Origin of the sequence: Streptomyces sp. NPDC048442 (assembly GCF_040651475.1) — a bacterium.
GTDB lineage: Bacteria > Actinomycetota > Actinomycetes > Streptomycetales > Streptomycetaceae > Streptomyces.
Genome location: NZ_JBEZKB010000001.1, coordinates 331,661 through 351,301, shown reverse-complemented (window position 1 = coordinate 351,301; position 19,641 = coordinate 331,661). Strand labels below are relative to the sequence as shown.

The following is a 19,641-nucleotide window of genomic DNA, read 5'->3' as shown; positions in this document are numbered from 1 at the left end:
TGGAAACCCCCTGGAATCCCCCGGAACGCCCCGCGTCCGTGGGACAGGGACGTGGGGCCCCGCCCCCGGGTGTCGCCACGGCACCCGGGGGCGGGGCCCCACCCCCGTAACCCCTCCTGCTAGGCGCAGGCGGCGTCGCAGTCCTGCGCGTGCCGTGCCCGCGCCAGGTCGTCGCGTGCCTCCAGCACCAGGCGGCGCAGTGCCGGGGCCGCGTCCGCGTGGGACGTGAGCCACTCGTCGGTGGCGGCCAGCGTCGCGGCCGGGTCCTGGAGTGCGGGATACAGGCCGCGGACGATCAGCACCCCGATCTGGATGGAGCGTGTCGCCCACACCCGCTCGATCGCGTCGAAGTACTTCGCGGCATACGGGGCGAGCAGCTCACGCTGACCGCTGCGTACGAAGCCCCCGTTGGTGGCCTCGACGAGCGCGTTGGAGAGCGCGTCGGACTCCACGACCGACGCCCACGCCTGCGCCTTGACCGCCTCGGACGGGCGGGAGGCCAGGCAGCGCACCTGGTGGCGCTTGCCCGAAGCGGTGTCGTCCCGGGCGAGTTCGGCGGCGATGGCCGACTCGTCGGCCCGGCCGTGCGAGACGAGCGGGGACAGGAACGACCAGCGCAGCTCCTGGTCGACGTCGAGACCGTCGATCCGAGCCGTACCGGCGAGCAGGCCCTCCAGGAGCTGGAAGTCGGCCTCGTCGCAGGCTCCGGCGGCGAAGAAGCGCGCCCAGGCCAGCTGGTGCTCGCTGCCGGGCTCGGCGCTCCGCAGCTCGCGCAGCGCGCCCGCGGAGAGGAGCCGGCCGCCCTCCTCGCGCCACTGGGGGGCCGCGTAGTGGACGAGCGCCGTCTGCGTCCACGCGTGCAGCATCTGGAGCACGCCGATGTCCGACTCGCGGCCCGCGAAGCGCAGTACGAGATCGATGAAGTCGCGGGCGGGCATGAGGGCGTCACGGGTCAGGTTCCACAGCGCGGACCAGCACAGGGCGCGGGCCAGGGGATCCGTGAAGTCGCCGAGATGGGCGCGCAGGGTGTCCAGCGAGCCCGGGTCGAAGCGGATCTTGCAGTAGGTGAGGTCGTCGTCGTTGACCAGGATCAGCGCGGGCTTCTCGGCGCCGGCCAGGCCGTCGACGACCGTGCGCGGACCGGCCACGTCCGTTTCCGTACGGGCGTAACGGACCAGCTCGCCGCCCTCCAGCCGGTAGAGGCCGATCGCGACGCGGTGCGGGCGCAGCTCCGGGGCGGCCCCCGCCGCAGCCCGCTGATGCGCGGGGAGGGTGGCCTGCTGCACCACCGCGAGCTCGGTGATCCGGCCCTGCGCGTCGTAAGTGACCTCCGGCGTGAGGGAGTTGACCCCTGACGTCTGGAGCCAGACGCGCGACCACTGGGTGAGGTCGCGGCCGCTGGTCTCCTCCAGCACGGAGAGCAGGTCGCCGAGCCGGGTGTTGCCGTACGCGTTCGCCTTGAAGTAGCGGCGGGCACCCTCCAGGAAGGCGTCCCGCCCGACGTACGCGACGAGCTGCTTCAGCACGGACGCGCCCTTGGCGTACGTGATGCCGTCGAAGTTGAGCTTCGCGTCCTGGAGGTCACGGATGTCGGCCGTGATCGGGTGCGTGGACGGCAGCTGGTCGGCGCGGTACGCCAAGGACTTGCGGCGGTTGGCGAAGGTGATCCAGCCGTCGGTGAAGCGGGTCGCCTCGACCATCGAGAAAGTGCCCATGAAGTCCGCGAAGGACTCCTTGAGCCACAGGTCGTCCCACCACTGCATGGTGACCAGGTCGCCGAACCACATGTGCGCCATCTCGTGCAGGATGACGTTCGCCCGGCCCTCGTACGACGAACTCGTCGTTTTCCCGCGGAAGATGAAATCCTCGGTGAAGGTGACCAGACCCGGGTTCTCCATCGCGCCGAGGTTGTACTCGGGGACAAACGCCTGGTCGTACTTCCCGAAGGGGTACGGATAGTCGAAGTTGTCGTGGAAGAAGTCCAGGCCCTGCTTGGTGATCAGGAAGACGTCGTCCGCGTCGAAGTGCTTGGCGAGACCCTTGCGGCACATGGCGCCGAGCGGGATGTCGAGGGTGCTGCCGTCCGCGAGGGTGCGGCTGTAGGAGTCCTCGACGTAGTGGTACGGGCCGGCCACGACGGCGGTGATGTACGTGGAGATCGGCTTGGTCTCGGCGAACGTCCAGGTGCCGTCCTCCAGGGTGCCGACGCCGTTGCTCCACGCCGTCCAGCCCTCGGGCGCCCGCACCGAGAAGCGGTACGGGGCCTTCAGGTCGGGCTGCTCGAAGTTGGCGTACACCCGGCGGGAGTCGGCGGGCTCGTACTGCGTGTAGAGGTACACCTCGCCGTCCTCCGGGTCGACGAAGCGGTGCATGCCCTCGCCGGTACGGCTGTAGGCGCACTGGGCGTCCACGACGAGGACGTTCTCGGCGGCGAGGCCTTCGAGGGCGATGCGGGCGCCGTCGAAGACGGCCGCCGGGTCGAGCGCGGTGCCGTTCAGCGTCACCGCGTTGACGGCCGGGGCGACCAGGTCGGCGAAGGTGGACGCGCCCGGCGTCAGCGCCCGGAAGCGGATCGTGGTCACCGAGCGGAACGTTCGCGGGCCGTCCCCCTCGTGGTCGCCGACCGCGGAACGCAGGTCGAGCGCGACCTCGTAACCGTCGACGGACAGCAGCTCGGCCCGGATCTGGGCTTCGTCGCGGGACAGGTTCTCACCGGGCACGGGCACTCCTTTGTGACACGTTCGACGCTTTTCGATACTCCTCGAAACAGCACCGATCTTCCCATGTGCTCCTGACGGGGCGCGCACGGGAATGGTGCCGGGGGTTGGCTGGTTGTCAGGCACAGCGAGCGACCGTTGAAGTTTCATGAGGAGAGACATGTCCCAGACCGCGAAGATCCCCGCAGACTTCTGGTTCGACCCGCTGTGCCCCTGGGCGTGGATGACGTCGCGCTGGATGCTTGAGGTGGAGAAGCAGCGCCCGGTCGAGATCCGCTGGCACGTGATGAGCCTGGCCGTGCTCAACGAGGGCCGCGACGACCTGCCGGAGGAGTACCGGGAGGCCATGAAGACGGCGTGGGGCCCGGTCCGCGTGGTCATCGCCGCGCAGCAGCTGCACGGCGAGGAGATCACCGGCGCGCTGTACACGGCGCTCGGCACCCGCATCCACAACGACGGCCGCGGCATCACCGACGAGGTCATAGCGGAGGCGCTGGCCGAGGTGGGCCTGCCCGCCTCGCTTGCTTCCTACGCCACGGCCGACACGTACGACAAGGAGCTGCGTGCCTCGCACCAGTCGGGCATCTCCCTCGTCGGCGAGGACGTCGGCACGCCGGTCATCGCGGTCCCGGGCGAGGACGGCGACCCGATCGCCTTCTTCGGACCGGTCGTCACTCCGGCGCCCAAGGGTGAGGCGGCGGCGAAGCTCTGGGACGGGACGCTGCTGGTGGCGGCCACCCCCGGCTTCTTCGAACTGAAGCGGACCCGCACCAAGGGGCCGGACTTCAGCTGACCCCTTGGGCGGGGGGCGGGGCGGGCTGGTGGGGCGGGGGCGGGCGGCACGGGCCCGGTGGTCGTCGTGCGGGTGCGTCGTGGCTGATCGCGCAGTTCCCCGCGCCCCCAAAAGACTGCCCCTTCGGGCGGCTGACGCCGCCGACCCCCAGCCCTCTTGGGCAGCGGGGCCGCCCCCCGGGGGCGGGACGGGTGGGCAAGGGGGCGGCCCCCACGCGGAGCTAGCCCCTACCGGCCCCGCCCAACAGGCAGCCCCCGCCGAACCCTCGTACCGTCCGTCTATGGAGACAGGCGAGATACGTGGCGACAGCCACATAGGCACGACGGCCCCCCATGCCCCCCATGCCCCCCATGCCCCCCATGCCCCCCACGCCACCCATGCCCCCCACGCCACCCTGCCCGTACGCCCGACCGACCGAGCTGTACGGGCAGGGTGTTCCGCCCTCGCCGCCCTCTGGTGGCTGACCGGGCTCCGGCAGGCCTCCGGGGCCCTGCGGCACTACCTCGCCGGCACCGGCGCCCCGTACGCCCTCGACGCCAGCACCCTCGTCGCCCTCCCGCCCGTACGAGCAGCCGTGAACGCCCGCCTCCTGGAGGCCGAGGCAGGCCACTGGTCCGGCACCGACGGCTGGCAGGGCGTCCGTATCGCTCCCTCCACCAGCCCCGACTGGTGGCTGGCCGTGCGCGACGTCCAGTACCGCGTGATCCGCCCCAACCCGCACTACTACCGCGTCGAGTTCCGCACCCCCTTCACACCCTTCGCGCGTCTCCACGAGAGGGGCCTGGCAAGGGAGTTCACGGCCACCGGCCGCACCGGTTACCTGCCACGCTGACATGGAAGAGCCCCCGCGAGTCATGTCCTCGCAGGGGCTCTTCGTCATTCCACCCGCCCGGTGAAAGTTGAGAAGACGATCACGAGCAGGGCGCTTGGGGGTCCCGCCGGTCCGGCAGGAGTCACCACCGGCTCCGGGTCACGGAGTGATCAGCGGCGTGCGGTTCTTCGCGTCGGCGTAACGCTTCGACACGTCCTGCCAGTTGACGACGGCCCACATGGCGTCGATGAAGTCGACCTTCTGGTTCTTGTACTGCAGGTAGAAGGCGTGCTCCCACGCGTCGAAGACCAGGACCGGGACGGAGCCCTGGCCGACGTTGCCCTGGTGGTCGTAGACCTGCTCGACGATCAGACGGCCCGAGACCGGCTCGTACGCGAGGACGCCCCAGCCGGAGCCCTGCGTGGTCGCGGCGGCCTTGGTCAGCTGCGTCTTGAACTTCGCGAAGCTGCCGAAGGACTCGGTGATCGCGTCCGCGAGGTCGCCCACGCCGTCGGCGGCCGTCGGCTCGCCGCCGCCGCTGTCCTTCGGGCTGGCCATGTTGTGCCAGTAGATGGAGTGCAGGATGTGGCCGGAGAGGTGGAACGCGAGGCTCTTCTCCAGACCGTTGATCGAGCCCCAGGCGTCCTTGTCGCGCGCCTCGGCGAGCTGCTCAAGGGTGTCGTTGGCGCCCTTGACGTAAGCCGCGTGGTGCTTGTCGTGGTGCAGCTCGACGATCTGCGGGTTGATGACGGGCTCAAGGGCCGCGTAGTCGTACGGAAGTTCAGGAAGCGTGTAAATGGCCATGTCGTCCGACCCCTCCGATTGCTTATTGCAAGTCTTATGCATCTGCACGCTACCAGCACTTATTCGGCTCAGCAGCTTAGGCATGCCTCAGTAAAAAGCCCTAGGTCCGCATGCCGAGAGCATGCGGACCCAGAGCCTGAGAGGGGTGCGGAGAGGGCTAGTTGCGGGCCTTCGCCAGCTTCTGCCGTACGAGGCCGAGGATGATCAGGAACACCGTCAGACCGCCCGTCCCGGCGAGCTGGAGGCGCGTGTCGGGCTGGCGCAGCATCAGGAAGAAGATGACCGCCATGCCCGCCAGGGCCACCCAGGTCAGATACGGGAACAGCCACATCCGGACGACCAGCTTCTCCGGCGTCTCACGCTCCGTGCGACGGCGCAGGAGCAGCTGGGAGACCGCGATGAAGATCCAGACGACCAGGATCAGCGCGCCGATCATGTTCAGCAGCCAGGGGAAGACCTTGTCCGGGCTGATCCAGCTGAGCGCCACGCACACGAAGCCGAAGACCGACGAGCACAGCACCGCGACGCGCGGCACCCCGCCGGACAGCTTGCCGAGGAAGGCCGGGCCCTGACCGCGGGAGACCAGCGAGTACGCCATGCGGGACGAGCCGTAGATGTTGGCGTTCATCGCGGAGAGCAGGGCCGCCAGCACGATCACGTTCATGATCTGACCGGCCGCCGGGATGCCCAGGTGGTCGAGGGTCGCGACGTACGGGCCGATCGAGGCGACCTTCGGGTCGTTCCACGGGACCAGGGTGACGACGACGGCCATCGAGCCGATGTAGAAGATCGCGATGCGCCACATCGCGGTGCGGACCGCCTTGGTGACGCCCTCGATCGGGTTCTGCGACTCGGCAGCGGCGATCGTCACCGTCTCCAGACCGCCGTACGCGAAGACCGAGGCCAGCAGACCGATGATCAGTCCCTCGCTGCCGTTCGGGAAGAACCCGCCGTCACCGGTGAGGTTGGTGAGGCCCGGGGCGGCGGTGTCGCTGCCGGGCAGCACACCGAAGATGGCGAGCAGGCCGATGATCAGGAACAGCGAGATCGCGCCGACCTTCAGCGCCGCGAACCAGAACTCGAACTCACCGAAGTTCTTCACGGCGGCGAGGTTCGTGCCCAGGAAGATCACCATGAACAGCGCCACCCACGCCCACTGCGGGGACCCCGGGAACCAGCCCTGCATGATCTTCGCCGCGCCGATGCCCTCCAGGCCGACGGCCACACAGAGCAGGAACCAGAACGCCCAGCCCGCCGTGAAGCCCGCCCACGGCCCGATCGCCCGCTCGGCGTGCGCCGAGAACGACCCCGAGCTGGGGTTCGCCGCCGACATCTCGCCCAGCATCCTCATCACCAGCATGACGAGCAGGCCGGATATCGCGTACGCGATGACGATGGAGGGACCCGCGGCCGCGATGCCGGCACCCGACCCGACGAAGAGCCCGGCACCGATCACCCCGCCGAGAGCGATCATGGAAAGGTGACGCTGCTTGAGACCGTGGCCGAGCGAGGCGTCGGCCGGCGCTGCGCCGGCCGCTCCTGCATCGGCCGCTTCGACACGTGGGGGCGGCGGGGGCGCGGAGGTCCGAGACATGGGCGTGCCCTGTTCACTAGCTGAGACGGTGGGAAGCGAGCTGAGAGAGGGACACAGTCTCGGCACGCGCACCGCTCAGAGGGAACACTCGACCGCTATACGGACACCACGCTCACACATCGTGAACGCTCAGGCACGCCTCGCGCGCAATTCCCGCACCCAGGACACCAGCAGTACGGCCACGGTCGCACCCGCCGACCACAACAGCTGCGGCCGGGCCGTGTCGTCGAGGAGCATCAGCACCAGCACGACGCCCATCGCCGCCAGCGCCACCCACGTCAGATACGGGAACGCCCACATCTTGAGGGTGAGGCGCTCCGGCATCTCGCGCTCGATGAGGCGGCGCAGCTTCAGCTGCGAGACGGCGATCAACGCCCATACGAAGAGCAGCACCGCGCCGACCGCGTTGAGCATGTAGAGGAAGACCGTGTCGGGCCAGAGCAGGTTCAGTACGACGGAGACGAAGCCGAAGGCGACGGAGGCGAGCACCGCACGGCGCGGGACACCGCCCGCACTGGTCCGCAGCAGCCCCTGGGGTGCCTCGCCGCGCTCGGCCAGCGAGAAGACCATGCGGGACGAGCCGTAGAGGTTGGCGTTGAGCGCCGAGAGCAGGGCCACGAAGACGACGATGTTCATGAGGGTGCCGGCCGACGGGACGCCGATGCGGTCGAGCACCGCGACGTAGGGACTGAGGCCCGGGGTCAGCGAGTTCCACGGCAGCAGCGTCACGATGACCAGCATCGAGCCGACGTAGAAGAACAGGATCCGGAAGACGGCGCTGCGCACGGCACGCCCGACCGCGCGGGCCGGGTCGTCGGTCTCGGCGGCGGCGATCGTGACGACCTCCAGGCCGCCGAACGCGAAGACCACCGCGAGGACACCCGAGATCACCCCGGACCAGCCGTGGGGCAGGAAGCCGCCCTCGTCGGTCAGATGGGCCATCCCGACGGGGTCCGTCTCTGGCAGCACGCCGAAGACCGCCAGCAGGCCGAGTACCAGGAAGAGCACGATCGCGCCGACCTTGAGCGCCGCGAACCAGAACTCGAACTCACCGAAATTCTTCACCGCGGCCAGGTTGGCGACAGTGAAGACCACCATGAAGATCAGCACCCAGGTCCACTGGGGCACCCCGGGCACCCACCCGTTGGCGATCTTCGCCGCGCCCGTCGCCTCCACCGCGAGGACGACCACCAGCAGGAACCAGTACAGCCAGCCCACGCTGAACCCGGCCCACCGGCCGAGCGCCCGCTCCGCGTGCACCGAGAACGAACCCGACGCCGGGATCGCCGACGACATCTCGCCCAGCATCCGCATCACCAGCATCGCGATGGCGCCCGCGATCAGGTACGAGAGGACGATGCCGGGACCGGCCACGGCAATACCGGCACCCGAACCCACGAACAGGCCGGCGCCGATCACCCCGCCCAGGCCGAGCATGGTCAGATGGCGCTGCTTGAGCCCGGCGGACAGGGGCTCCTTCTCGCCGGGGCCGGGCGTGCGGAGCTGCTGGTCTTGCATGGCGCTCGTACTCTCGAAGGACCACGGAGGATCAGTGGAATTTGGCGGGACTCCACAGTCTCTCCCTGTTCGACTGCTCCGCGCAAAAGGTACCTATTACTCTCCACCGCCAGTGACGCGCATCACGTCACCAGGCCCCGCCCTCAGGCGCTTTGTGCGAACCCCACCAAGCCCCTGTTCTCCGCTTTGTCGGCGCTCTAGGGTGATCGGGCGACCAGCCCTGGGTAACGTCGCCCTGTTCCCCACTCTCCTTCCTTCTCTCCTGCGGAGTCCCGATGAGCACTGCTGCCGTAACCACCCGCCCCGGCGCGGTCCTTGCCGACCTGCTGCCTGCCACCCGCGTACGAGACATCGCGCTCGTCGTCGGCGGTGCGGCGCTCACCGGCATCGCGGCCCAGATAGTGGTGCCCCTCCCGGGCACTCCGGTGCCGGTCACCGGGCAGACCTTCGCGGCGCTGCTCGTCGGCACCGCCTTCGGCGCGCGCCGCGGCTTCCTGGCGCTGGCGCTGTACGCGCTGGCGGGCGTGGCGGGCATGCCGTGGTTCAAGGACGGCACGTCGAGTGCGGGCGGGGCGTCCTTCGGTTACGTCATCGGCATGCTGCTGGCCGCCACCGTCGTGGGGGCGCTGGCCCGGCGCGGCGGCGACCGCTCGGTGCTGCGGACCGCGGGCACCATGGCCGTCGGCTCCGTGATCATCTACTCCGTCGGCGTCCCGTACCTGATGGCCTCGACGGGTATGGGCCTGGGCGCGGCGCTCGCGGCGGGCGTCGTCCCGTTCCTCATCGGCGACGCACTGAAGGCGGCACTGGCGATGGGCGCCCTGCCCGCCGCCTGGAAGCTGGCAGGCCGCAAGGGCTGATCCATTCCGTACGTACCAAGGGGGCTCCCGGCATCTTGACCTTGCCGGGAGCCCCCTTTTGCCGTGGGCGCAGGGGCAGTCACCCAAGGGCACGAGCCCCCACGCACCCGCACCCACCACACCTCGGGCGGAAGCCTCAGTGCTCGCGAGCCCCCCGCTCCCGGCGCGACCACCAGAACCCCACCCCGCCCGCGCCGACCAGCAACGCCCCGGCGATGCCGAGCGGCAGAGCGCCGTCGCCGACGCCGGTGCGCGGCAGGCCGCCCGGCTTGCTGGTGCTCGGGGCCGGCGAGGCGGGGGAGGGGGACTCCGGCCCGAACGGCACGTTCGACGTACCGAGCAGCAGCGGCGTGTCCGGCGCGTTCGGCGTCGGCTTCGAGGTGCCGAAGTCGACCGGCCCCTGCTGCCAGAGCAGCTTCTCGCTGGTGCCCTCGGTCACCGGCAGGCAGATCTTCCCCTTCTTCTTGAGGTCGAAGGTCGCGTCGACGTCGTACGACTTGGACTTGCCCGCAGCGAGGTCCGCGACGATGCAGGCGAACCCGCTGTTGGAGCCCGGCGGGAGCTTGCCGGCCGGGATCGGCACACAGCCGTTCACCGCGTCGACCTTCAGGCCGTCGAAGCCGACGACGGCCATGGTGATCTGCCCGGTGGCCTTACTGCCCTTGTTCGCCACTGTCGCGGTGATTTTTGTCTTTCCGGTTTTGTTGTCGACCGAAATCTTTCCGGGGAGCTCGGTCGAGATCTTCAGGTCCGCGGGAGCGCCGGGGCCGGGAGACCCTCCTTGAGTGCTGCCGGGTGTCGGCTCGGCGGCGAACGCACCGTACGGCAAAAGAAGAACAGATGCTGCCGCGACCGCCAGACAAGATCCCGCACGTACCCCGATGATCTCTTTCCCGATCTTTTCGAGCATTTCCCAGCCCCCTTATTCTGAACAGCATCAGCTGTACTTGCAGGAGTACCACAAGATTGCGTCCAACTGTGCTGCAATGGTGGGAAGTTAATGCTTCTGTCCTGGTCGCAGCAGGTGCTGAGGAGGAGGACGGGGATGCCGGGATATACGAGTGGCGGGGTGCAGGGGTTATTGATCGCCGGTCGTTACCGGTTGGGAGAGACGATAGGCCAGGGCGGCATGGGGCGGGTGTGGCGTGCCTATGACGAGATCTTGGACCGCGCCGTCGCCGTAAAAGAAATGCGCATGGACGGACTGGATGCAGAGGACAGCCGAATTCGACGGGAAAGGACTTTGCGGGAAGCGCGGGCCACGGCTCGTATAGACCACCCGAATGTGGTGCGGGTCTACGACGTCGCCGACGAGAGCGATCGGCTGTGGATCGTGATGGAGCTGGTGGATTCCCGTTCGCTGGAGCAACACCTCGTGGGGGAGGGACCCGTGCCGCCGCGGGAGGCGGCCCGGATCGGGCTCGGGGTGACGGCGGCGCTCCGCGAGGTGCACGTACGGGGAGTCCTGCACCGGGACATCAAGCCGGGCAATGTGCTCCTGGGCCGGGGCAACGACCGTGTCGTCCTCACCGACTTCGGCATCGCCGCGATCCAGAACACGACGGCGCTGACGATCGTCGGGATGCTGGTCGGCTCGCCGGACTACATGGCGCCGGAGCGGGTCGGCGGCCGCCCGCAGGGAGCGCCGTCCGACCTGTGGTCCCTCGGGGCCACGCTGTGCGCGGCGGTGGGCGGCACATCCCCGTTCACCCGCCCCACGACGATGGCCACGCTGCACGCGGTCCTCTATGAGGAGCCGGAACTCCCTGCGTCGGCGGGTGAGCTGGCCCCGATCCTGACCGCGCTGCTGGCCAAGGAGCCGGAAGCCCGTCCGACCGTGGACGAACTCCATGCGGCCCTGACGGAGCTGTTGGCGGGGGAGGGGGAGCGGGCGGGGGAGGCCGAGAGGGCGGAGGGGCCGTCGGAGCCGGAGGGGCCCGTGCAGGAGCGGACCCGGCCCGTGCCGCCGGTCCCGTACGAGCCGACCCGGGTGGAGTCCCCGGTGCCGGTGCCGGTGCAGGAGCCGTTGGCGGGAGCGGAGGGGCCTGGGGTCGAACCGTCCGGTGAGGGCGCTGGACCCCGCCGGTCGGAGACCACGGAACTACGTGTTCCGGCAGGGGCGGTGGTACCGGAGCAAGCACAGAAACCGGAAGCGGCTGCCGACCCCGAAACCGGAACCGGCGCTCCGCAGCGGTCCGGTGGGCGAGGCGTGCGGTTCAGGCGCAGCAGGCCGGGGCCGCGAACGGACCCGCGCGTCGGTACGGTGGAGGCGGCGCGCGGAACGTCCGGACCCGTCACCGGTCCCGTCACCGGTCCCGGAACCTTGGAGGACGCCGTTCCGCGGACCCGTCGGCCCACTTTCGTGGTCCCTCCGGTCACGCAGCCTGGCGAGGAGAATCCCGCGCCTTCGCCCGATGCCTCGGCCCTGGCCCCCGGCCCGGCGCCGGTGCCCGTGCAGGCCCCGGCCCCGGCCACAGCTCCGGAGCCCGAGCCCGTGGAGCCCGTACCTGCGCCTGAGGCCGCACCCGAGCCCGTACCTGAGCCCGAGCCCGCGCCCGCGCCCGCACCCGCGCCCGAACCGCCGCTTGAACCGCCGCTTGAACCCCCGGCTCCGGCTCCGGAGCCGCCCATCAGCCCAGCCCCCGGCCGCACCCTTCCCCGCACCCGTACCCGCCCCCGTGCCCTCGTCGCCGCCGGAGCCGCAGTCCTCGTGGCCGGTGCGGTGGTGACCGCCGTCCTGCTGGGGCGCGGCGAGGACCCCGGCCAGAACAACAACAGCAGCGGCAACAACAGCAGCGCAAGCAGCAGCACCAGCAAGCCGTCCGTCGCCCCCACCGTCGCCGGTACCGCCAGGCCGCCCACCTCCGGGGTCAGGCCCGGGAGCCGAAACGAGATCGGGTTCTCGTGGGTGCCGCCCACCGGCTGGACACGCAGCGCGCGCAGCCCGTCGAACGTGCACTACCACTCGCCCGACGGCACACAGGAAATCGCCGCCGCGTACACGCTCGTACGGGGCGGCGATCTGCTCACGCAGTGGGAGAACTTCGAGAAGGAGTCCCACGACGTGCAGGACTACCGGAAGATCCGGCTGGAGCGGACGACGTTCCAGGGGCGGCCCGCCGTCGTCTGGGAGTACACCTTCACCCAGGAGGGCAAGCCCCGGCAGGGCCGCCAGACCGGCTTCAACGCGGGCGGGAAGTCGTACCAGATCAACGTCTGGTTCGAGATTCCCGCCCGCGCCGAGGCCTTCCGCAACTACGAGCGGGTGACGGAGTCCTTCGTACCGCTCTGATCCACCGGGGTCGCCCGCTCGATCAGGTCCACCGCAGTCGCCGGGGCCGCGGCGGCCACCGGGGGAAGCGTGCCGTTCCGCTTCTGTACGAACTCGCGGATCAGCGCGAAGCCCACCACGAGAGCGGCGACCAGCAGCGAGAGGAGCACCTGGGTGCGGCCCGCGTCGTCGGTCAGCATGTAGACCAGTACGAACGAGATCATCGCGATCGTCGCCCAGGTCAGGTACGGGAAGAGCCACATCTTCACGACCAGCTTGGACGGGTCCTCGCGCAGGATGATGCCGCGCATCCGCAGCTGCGTGAAGCAGATGACCAGCCAGACGAAGAGCGCGACCGCGCCCGAGGAGTTCAGCAGGAACTCGAAGACCGTGTCCGGCCACATGTAGTTGAAGAACACGGCGACGAAGCCGAAGACGACCGACGACAGGATCGCGATCTGCGGCACGCCCCGCTTGCTCACCTTCGTGAAGGCCTGCGGAGCGTCCTTGCGCTGGCCGAGCGAGAAGGCCATCCGGGAGGCGGTGTACAGGCCGGAGTTCAGGCAGGACAGGACGGCCGTCAGCACGATCACGTTCATGATCTGGCCGGCGTGCGGGATGCCGATGGAGTTCAGGGCCGCGACGTACGAACCGCCGTCCGCGACGATCGACTTGTCGTTCCACGGCAGCAGCGTGACCACGACGAAGATCGAGCCGAGGTAGAAGATGCCGATGCGCCAGATGACGCTGTTGGTGGCCTTGGTGACGGCGCGCTGCGGGTCCTCCGACTCACCGGCGGCGAGCGTGACGATCTCGGAGCCCATGAACGAGAAGACGACCATCAGGACACCGGTCAGGATCGCCCCGTACCCCTTGGGGAAGAATCCCCCGCTGTCGGTGAGATGCGCGAATCCCGCCCCCGGGTTGTCCGAGCCGGGCAGCACGCCGAACACGGCCAGCAGACCGATGATCACGAACGCGCCGATCGCGACGACCTTGATCCCCGCGAACCAGAACTCGAACTCGCCGTACGAGGCGACGGAAGCGAGGTTGGTGGCCGTCAGCACGAGCATGACGATCAGCGCCCAGCCCCACTGCGGCACCGCCGGTATCCAGCCTTCCAGGATCTTCGCGCCCGCGGTCGCCTCGACGGCGAGCACCACGACCCAGAAGAACCAGTAGAGCCAGCCGATCGAGAAGCCGGCCCAGCGGCCGAGCGCCTGGTCCGCGTATGCGGAGAAGGAACCCGAGGACGGCCGTGCGGCAGCCATCTCGCCGAGCATCCGCATCACGAAGACCACCATCGCGCCGACCAGGGCGTACGACAGCAGAATCGCGGGCCCGGCGGCGGCGATGCCCGCACCGGAACCCACGAACAGGCCTGCGCCGATCACGCCGCCGATCGCGATCATGGAGAGATGGCGGTTCTTGAGACCGGCCTGGAGGCCGCCGTTGTCGACGGAGCCGCCGGCCACGGAGCTTCTGTCCGGCTTCTCCGTCTGGGTCGGGTGCGCACTCATGCACAAACCTCATTCGTTACTTCGGGCACGTCGTCGGGCCGCAGTGTCATGACGCTCGGTGCAGGAGGGCCGGTCTGCCGGCCGTCCTGTGAGCCCCCGCATTCAAGCCGAGCCCGGGACAATCCGGAAGACTTGATTCCGGATCGTTGTACGAGGACAAATGCCCGGGATGTACGGCCTTAGGTCCCGCATCGCGAGGGACCGAGGTCCTTACCCCGATGCGCCCTACCCCGTGCAGCGCATGCCACACTCGTCACATGCGCGTGTACCTCGGTTCCGACCATGCCGGATACGAACTCAAGAACCACCTCGTCGAGTGGCTCAAGGCCCACGGCCACGAGCCCGTCGACTGTGGTCCCCACCTCTACGACGCCCAGGACGACTACCCGCCGTTCTGCCTCCGGGCCGCCGAGAAGACGGCCGCCGACCCGGACTCGCTCGGCATTGTGATCGGCGGCTCCGGCAACGGGGAGCAGATCGCCGCGAACAAGGTCAAGGGCGTACGGGCGGCCCTCGCCTGGAGCGAGCAGACCGCCGCGCTCGGCCGTGAGCACAACAACGCCAACGTCATCTCCATCGGTGGGCGCATGCACACCGAGGCCGAGGCGGTGAAGTTCGTCGAGATCTTCCTCTCGACGCCCTACTCGAACGAGGCGCGCCACACCCGCCGCATCGAAATGCTCTCCGAGTACGAGACCACGGGCGTCCTCCCGGCCATCCCGCCCCACCACCCGCAGCAGGCCTGACCCCCGGGCGGCTGACCCCCTGGGCGGCTGACGCCGCCGCTCCCTAGCCTCCTTGGGCAGCGGGGCCGCCCCCGGGGGCGGGACGGGTGGGCAAGGGGGCGGGCCCCACGCGGAGCACGCCCCCTCGCTCCGGCACGCCCCCGCCCCCGCCCCACCGAGCCCGCCCCCCGAAGAGGTTCCCGTGCCCGAAGGCCACACCATCCACCGCCTCGCGCACGAGTACGCCACCCGCTTCACCACCGGGACCCCGGTGCAAGTCACCAGCCCCCAGGGCAAGTTCGCCGACTCCGCCGCCCTCCTCGACACCCACCCCCTCACCGTCACCGAGGCCCACGGCAAGCACCTCTTCCTCGGCTTCGGCCCCCTCGGCTGGGTCCACATCCACCTGGGCCTCTTCGGCAAGGTCTCCTTCGAGAACGCACCGGCCAGGACAGCGGCCGGCGCGGCGGCCAGAACCGCCCCCAAGGCCGACACCGTCCGCCTCCACCTCGCCACCCCCACCGCATACGCCGACCTCCGCGGCCCCACCACCTGCACCCTCATCACCGACGCCGAGAAGAGGGCCGTCCACGACCGCCTCGGCCCGGACCCCCTGCGCGCCGACGCGGACCCCGACCGCGCCCTGCGCCGCATCCGCGCCTCGCGCACCACGATCGCCGCGCTCCTGATGGACCAGAAGGTCGTCGCCGGCGTCGGCAACGTCTACCGGGCCGAAGTCCTCTTCCGGCACGGCATCGACCCGTACACCCCGGGCAGGGACCTCACCGGCGCCCAGTGGGACGCGATCTGGCACGACCTCGTCGCCCTCATGCACGAAGGCGTCCGGCTCAACCGGATCGACACCGTCCGCCCCGAGCACACCCCCGAGGCCATGGGCCGCCCGCCCCGCAAGGACGACCACGGCGGCGAGGTGTACGTCTACCGCCGCGCCACGATGCCCTGCCACCTCTGCGGCAGCGAGATCCGCACCGCCGACCACGCCGCCCGCAACCTCTTCTGGTGCCCCACCTGCCAGAAGCCCTGACCGCTCAGAAGTCCCGACCGCTCAGCACCCACAAGGCACCCGCAAGCCCCGACCGCTCAGAACCCGTGCGCCAGCCACGGCGCCACGTCCGACCCGAACGCCACCGAAGCCTCCGCCACCGCCCCCTCGCGCAGCTCCCGCACCCGCCCGGCCGCCGCGAGCCCGGCCAGCGGCACGCCGCCCAGGTAGGCCGCCCCCAACTCCCGTACGGACAGGGCGACATCGGCCGGATCCGCGGTCCGCACGCACACCGCGCCCTTCGCGTCACCGGTCAGCCGCCACCGCCCCTCGTTCCACGGGCAGAAGGCGTCCTGCACCTCGAACACCACGTCCACCGGCGCCCGGTAGGTACGCGCCTCCAGCGCCGCACCCACGTCCACCAGCCGTACGTGCATCGAGTCCCGCAGTGTCACCGCGCTGCGCCGTGTGTCGGACACCAGATGCAGCCACGCGTCGTCGGACGGCCGGTTGTGTGCCGTCAGTTTCGACGTCAGGTCGATGCCGAAGAGGAAGCGCCACAGTGCCGCGTACGCCTGCGGGGCCCGCGGACCGACCGCCTCCAGGTCCTCCAGGACCACCACCCCGTCCGCACCCGCCGCACTCCACTCGGGCTTCACCCGGAACCGCGCGAAGCCCAGGACCGTGCCGTCGGCGTCCGACGCGAGCACACACTGCAGCGCCGACGCCCCCTCGCGGTCCTTCTCCGGGTCCAGCAGCGGAACCCGCTCCCAGCCGGGCTGCCGGGCGAGCATCCCCGGCCGCCCGGCAACCGCCTGCGCGTAGATCTCCTCGCACGTGTTCCGTACGGCCTCGTCGGCCACCGGCGCGTACCGCAGTCGTACGTCGTCCGTACCCTCGGGTACCGCGATCCGCACCCGCGCGGTGTCGATCGAGGCCCGCAGCTCGAACGTCCCGACCCCGTAGCCGAACCGGCCGTAGATCACCGGCTCCGACGCCGTGAGGACCGCGACCGCCTCGCCGCGCGCCCGTACGTCGTCCAGCTGCTGCCGCATCATCGACGTCAGCACGCCGCGGCGCCGGTGCGTCGCCGCCACACCGACCATGGTCACGCCCGCCACGGCCAGCGACGCCCCGCCCGGCACCGTCATCCGGAAGCTGAACGCCCCCGCCGTCCCGACGCACGCCCCGCCGTCCCACACACCCACCGAACGGTCGAACTCGGTCAGATCGCGCCACAGAGCGCGCTCCTGTGCCGACTCCTCGACCCCGCCGAAGGCCCGCTCCAGCGTCGCGTACCAGGTGTCCCACTCGGCCGGAGTCAGTACCCGCAGTTCCGTAGTCATATGCCATGCCTACCAGCGGCCCCCCATGACAAGCCACTCATTTCGAACGCAATGTCATGGGGGTCCCCCTGCGGAGGAGCCGCGCGGGTGGATAAGGTCCACGGCAATGGGCGGCGCCGTGAGAGTCGATTCGTACACCGCCCGGTGGCGCAAGTCCGCGCACCGGGTGCGCAACGGGCTGCGCCGGTCCGGGGTCGACTACTTCCGCGGCGACGGCTCCGACTGGATCGCCCTCGCCGCCCTCCTCCTCACCGTCCCGGCCATCACCTTCGGCACGATCGTGACGCCCGTGTGGATCGCCCCCTCGATGCTGGTGCTGCCGATCGTCGCGGGCGGCCTGCTGCTCCGCCCGGCCAGCCTGCTGGGCCTGTACGCGGCCGCAGCGACGGCACTGATCATCGAGTCCGTCGTGCTCGGCCCGTACACCCAGGGCCCGGCCCGCGTCACTCCCGGCACCGTCCTCACCGTCGCCGCCTGCGGCTTCTTCGGGCTGGTCATCGCCCAGTTCAGGGCCCGGGTCGGAGTGCCGTGGAGACGCGGCGGCACCATGCTCTTCGACCTGCGCGAACGCATCCGGGTGCAGAGCGCGCTCCCCGCCCTCCCCAAGGGCTGGCACCGCGAGATGGCGCTGCGCCCGGCCGGCGGCCAGTCCTTCTCCGGCGACTTCGTCGTGGCCGCCCGTACGAATGGCGGGCGCACCCTCGAAGTCGTCCTCACCGACGTCTCCGGCAAGGGCATGGACGCGGGCTCCCGCGCCCTGCTGCTGTCCGGCGCCTTCGGCGGCCTCCTCGGCTCCCTCCCGCCGCACGACTTCCTGCCCGCCGCCAACGGCTATCTGCTCCGGCAGGACTGGGACGAGGGCTTCGCCACCTCCATCCACCTGGTCCTGGACCTGGAGACCGGCGAGTACGAACTCCTCTCGGCGGGCCACCTGCCCGCCCTCCAGCTGCACGCGGGCAGCGGTCGCTGGGAGGAGAAGTCCGGCGAGGGCCCCCTCCTCGGTGTCTACGACGGCGCCGAGTTCGACCCGGGCAAGGGCGTACTGGCCCCCGGCGACGTGCTGATGCTCTTCACGGACGGCCTGGTGGAGGCGCCGGGACGCGACATCAGCGAGGGCGTCGACCGGCTCACGGGCGAGGCCGACCGCTACGTCGCGGCGGGCTTCGAGGGCGCCGCCTGGCACCTCATCGAAGCCGTCGCCAAGGACGTCAACGACGACCGAGCCCTGCTGCTGCTCTGCCGCAACTGACCGCCTTCCGCAACGACAGCGCCCGCCGCCACCTCATAGAGGCGACGGCGCGCGCGACACAGCGGCAACAACGGACGTGGCACAGCGGCAACAACGGACGTGGCACAGCGGCGACGGCGCGCGACACAGCGGCGACGGCGGACGCGACAGGTACGGCAGCCGCTCAGCGCGCGGCAGACGGCTCCTTCTCCAGCGCCGCGCGTCCCGGCGGCAGGTCCTTGTCCCGGCCCGGCAGGATCCGTGCCAGCCAGTGCGACTGACCGGCGGCCAGCGGCCCCAGCACGGCCAGCAGCAGTACGTACCCGGCGATGAACGGCGAAAGCCGCTCGTCGAGCCCGGCCCCCGCCGCCATCGTCGCGAGGATCAGCGCGAACTCGCCGCGGGCGAGCAGCGTGGTGGCGATGTTCGCGGCGGGCTGCGCCCCGAACCCGTAGATCCTCGCGGCACTCACGCCCGCGATCACGTTCATCACCAGCGTCACCGCGACGGCTGCCAGTACGGGCCACAGCACCACGGGCAGATCACCGGGGTCGATGGACAGCCCGAACGCGAAGAAGAAGATCGCACCGAACGCGTCCCGCAGCGGATGCACCAGCTTCATGATGCGCGGCCCCGACGACGTGCTGCCGAGCATCAGACCGACCATGAACGCACCGATCGCGTCCGCCACTCCGAACCACTCGGAGACGCCCGCCACGAAGACGGCCGCACCGAGGAAGGAGATGACGAGCAGCTCGTTGTCCTCGGTGCCGATGAGCCTGCCGATGACCTTCGTACCGAAGCGGGCGACCAGGGCGAGCAGCAGCAGGAACCCGAACGCCTTGCCCGCGTCGACGGACGCCGCGGCGAGGCTGTCCGCGCCGGACAGGATGGGCTGCAGCGCGGCCAGGTACAGGGCGAGAAAGATGTCCTCGACGACGATGATGCCGAGGATCGGCTTGGTCTCGCCGTTCCCGATCCGCCCCAGGTCCACCAGCACCTTGGTGACGATCGCGGACGAGGAGATGCCGAGCACACCGGCCAGCACCAGCGCCTCGGAGGTGCCCCAGCCGAGCGCGAAGCCGAAGCCGAGACCCGCGCCGACGTTCAGCGCGAGATACGCGCCGCCGGCGAGCGCCATCTTGCGCCCGCCCTCTTTGAGGTCGTCGAGATGGAATTCAAGACCGAGGTAGAAGAGCAACAGGACCAGGCCGAGCGCGGAGAGCATCTCCAGGTCGTGCGGGTCCTTCAGCAGCACCCAGCCGGGGGTGTGCGGGCCGAGCAGGATCCCGGCCAGGATGAACAGCGGAATGGTCGGCAGGCCGATCCGGCCTCCGAGACGGGCGAGTACGGCGGCGGCGAGAAAGGCACCGCCCATGGCGATGAGTGTGTCTGCGTGTCCGATGGGGCCGCTCCTCCTGTGTGGTGGGGCACTGCGCACGAAGGCAAAC

General features: G+C 70.2%; 15 protein-coding genes. 7 read left to right on the top strand and 8 right to left on the bottom strand.

Annotated features, from left to right (window positions below):
- Window positions 1–119: 119 nt before the first annotated feature.
- Window positions 120–2,720: an aminopeptidase N gene (gene pepN / locus AB0D18_RS01625; protein WP_362410957.1), complete on the bottom strand. Its 2,601-nt coding sequence runs from the start codon at window positions 2,718–2,720 to the stop codon at window positions 120–122.
- A gap of 157 nt (window positions 2,721–2,877) precedes the next feature.
- Here pepN and AB0D18_RS01620 point away from each other — a divergent pair, with 157 nt between their 5' ends.
- Window positions 2,878–3,510: a DsbA family protein gene (locus tag AB0D18_RS01620; protein ID WP_362410954.1), complete on the top strand. Its 633-nt coding sequence runs from the start codon at window positions 2,878–2,880 to the stop codon at window positions 3,508–3,510.
- A gap of 280 nt (window positions 3,511–3,790) precedes the next feature.
- Entirely contained in the window at window positions 3,791–4,342 is a 552-nt protein-coding gene (locus tag AB0D18_RS01615) for a hypothetical protein (RefSeq protein ID WP_362410952.1), read from the top strand.
- 138 nt (window positions 4,343–4,480) lie between these two features.
- On the opposite strand, the gene AB0D18_RS01610 is transcribed toward AB0D18_RS01615, so the two are convergent.
- The 3 genes from AB0D18_RS01610 to AB0D18_RS01600 form a co-directional block, all read right to left on the bottom strand.
- Window positions 4,481–5,125 carry a superoxide dismutase gene (locus AB0D18_RS01610; RefSeq protein ID WP_362410949.1) on the bottom strand — a complete coding sequence of 215 codons (645 nt, stop codon included), beginning with the start codon at window positions 5,123–5,125 and terminating at the stop codon, window positions 4,481–4,483.
- Between the two features lie 157 nt (window positions 5,126–5,282).
- Window positions 5,283–6,719 (bottom strand): amino acid permease, encoded by a 1,437-nt coding sequence (locus AB0D18_RS01605; RefSeq protein ID WP_362410946.1) that lies wholly within the window; start codon window positions 6,717–6,719, stop codon window positions 5,283–5,285.
- Between the two features lie 129 nt (window positions 6,720–6,848).
- Window positions 6,849–8,237 (bottom strand): amino acid permease, encoded by a 1,389-nt coding sequence (locus AB0D18_RS01600; RefSeq protein WP_362410943.1) that lies wholly within the window; start codon window positions 8,235–8,237, stop codon window positions 6,849–6,851.
- A 275-nt stretch (window positions 8,238–8,512) separates the two neighbouring features.
- Here AB0D18_RS01600 and AB0D18_RS01595 point away from each other — a divergent pair, with 275 nt between their 5' ends.
- Window positions 8,513–9,097, top strand: a complete 585-nt coding sequence (locus AB0D18_RS01595; RefSeq protein ID WP_362410940.1) for a biotin transporter BioY — start codon at window positions 8,513–8,515, stop codon at window positions 9,095–9,097.
- Window positions 9,098–9,233: 136 nt separating this feature from the next.
- Here AB0D18_RS01595 and AB0D18_RS01590 read toward each other — a convergent pair whose 3' ends face one another.
- Window positions 9,234–10,007, bottom strand: a complete 774-nt coding sequence (locus AB0D18_RS01590; RefSeq protein WP_362410937.1) for an LPXTG cell wall anchor domain-containing protein — start codon at window positions 10,005–10,007, stop codon at window positions 9,234–9,236.
- Window positions 10,008–10,097: 90 nt separating this feature from the next.
- Here AB0D18_RS01590 and AB0D18_RS01585 point away from each other — a divergent pair, with 90 nt between their 5' ends.
- Entirely contained in the window at window positions 10,098–12,389 is a 2,292-nt protein-coding gene (locus tag AB0D18_RS01585; RefSeq protein ID WP_362410934.1) for a protein kinase, read from the top strand.
- On the opposite strand, the gene AB0D18_RS01580 is transcribed toward AB0D18_RS01585, so the two are convergent.
- Window positions 12,353–13,780 (bottom strand): amino acid permease, encoded by a 1,428-nt coding sequence (locus AB0D18_RS01580; protein ID WP_362412104.1) that lies wholly within the window; start codon window positions 13,778–13,780, stop codon window positions 12,353–12,355. The genes AB0D18_RS01585 and AB0D18_RS01580 overlap by 37 nt on opposite strands.
- A gap of 365 nt (window positions 13,781–14,145) precedes the next feature.
- Here AB0D18_RS01580 and AB0D18_RS01575 point away from each other — a divergent pair, with 365 nt between their 5' ends.
- Together AB0D18_RS01575 and AB0D18_RS01570 are read left to right on the top strand one after the other, a co-directional pair.
- Window positions 14,146–14,634: a ribose-5-phosphate isomerase gene (locus tag AB0D18_RS01575; RefSeq protein ID WP_362410931.1), complete on the top strand. Its 489-nt coding sequence runs from the start codon at window positions 14,146–14,148 to the stop codon at window positions 14,632–14,634.
- Window positions 14,635–14,815: 181 nt separating this feature from the next.
- Window positions 14,816–15,658 (top strand): DNA-formamidopyrimidine glycosylase family protein, encoded by an 843-nt coding sequence (locus AB0D18_RS01570; RefSeq protein ID WP_362410928.1) that lies wholly within the window; start codon window positions 14,816–14,818, stop codon window positions 15,656–15,658.
- A 56-nt stretch (window positions 15,659–15,714) separates the two neighbouring features.
- Here the strand turns inward: AB0D18_RS01570 and AB0D18_RS01565 are convergent, their stop codons facing one another.
- On the bottom strand, window positions 15,715–16,962 hold the full coding sequence (locus AB0D18_RS01565) for a GNAT family N-acetyltransferase (protein ID WP_362410926.1): 1,248 nt from the start codon (window positions 16,960–16,962) through the stop codon (window positions 15,715–15,717).
- 118 nt (window positions 16,963–17,080) lie between these two features.
- Between AB0D18_RS01565 and AB0D18_RS01560 the strand changes: the two genes are divergently transcribed.
- Window positions 17,081–18,211: a PP2C family protein-serine/threonine phosphatase gene (locus tag AB0D18_RS01560; protein WP_362410923.1), complete on the top strand. Its 1,131-nt coding sequence runs from the start codon at window positions 17,081–17,083 to the stop codon at window positions 18,209–18,211.
- 163 nt (window positions 18,212–18,374) lie between these two features.
- On the opposite strand, the gene AB0D18_RS01555 is transcribed toward AB0D18_RS01560, so the two are convergent.
- A complete protein-coding gene (locus AB0D18_RS01555; protein ID WP_362410920.1) occupies window positions 18,375–19,568 on the bottom strand; it encodes a cation:proton antiporter in 1,194 nt (397 codons plus the stop codon).
- Window positions 19,569–19,641 lie beyond the last annotated feature (73 nt).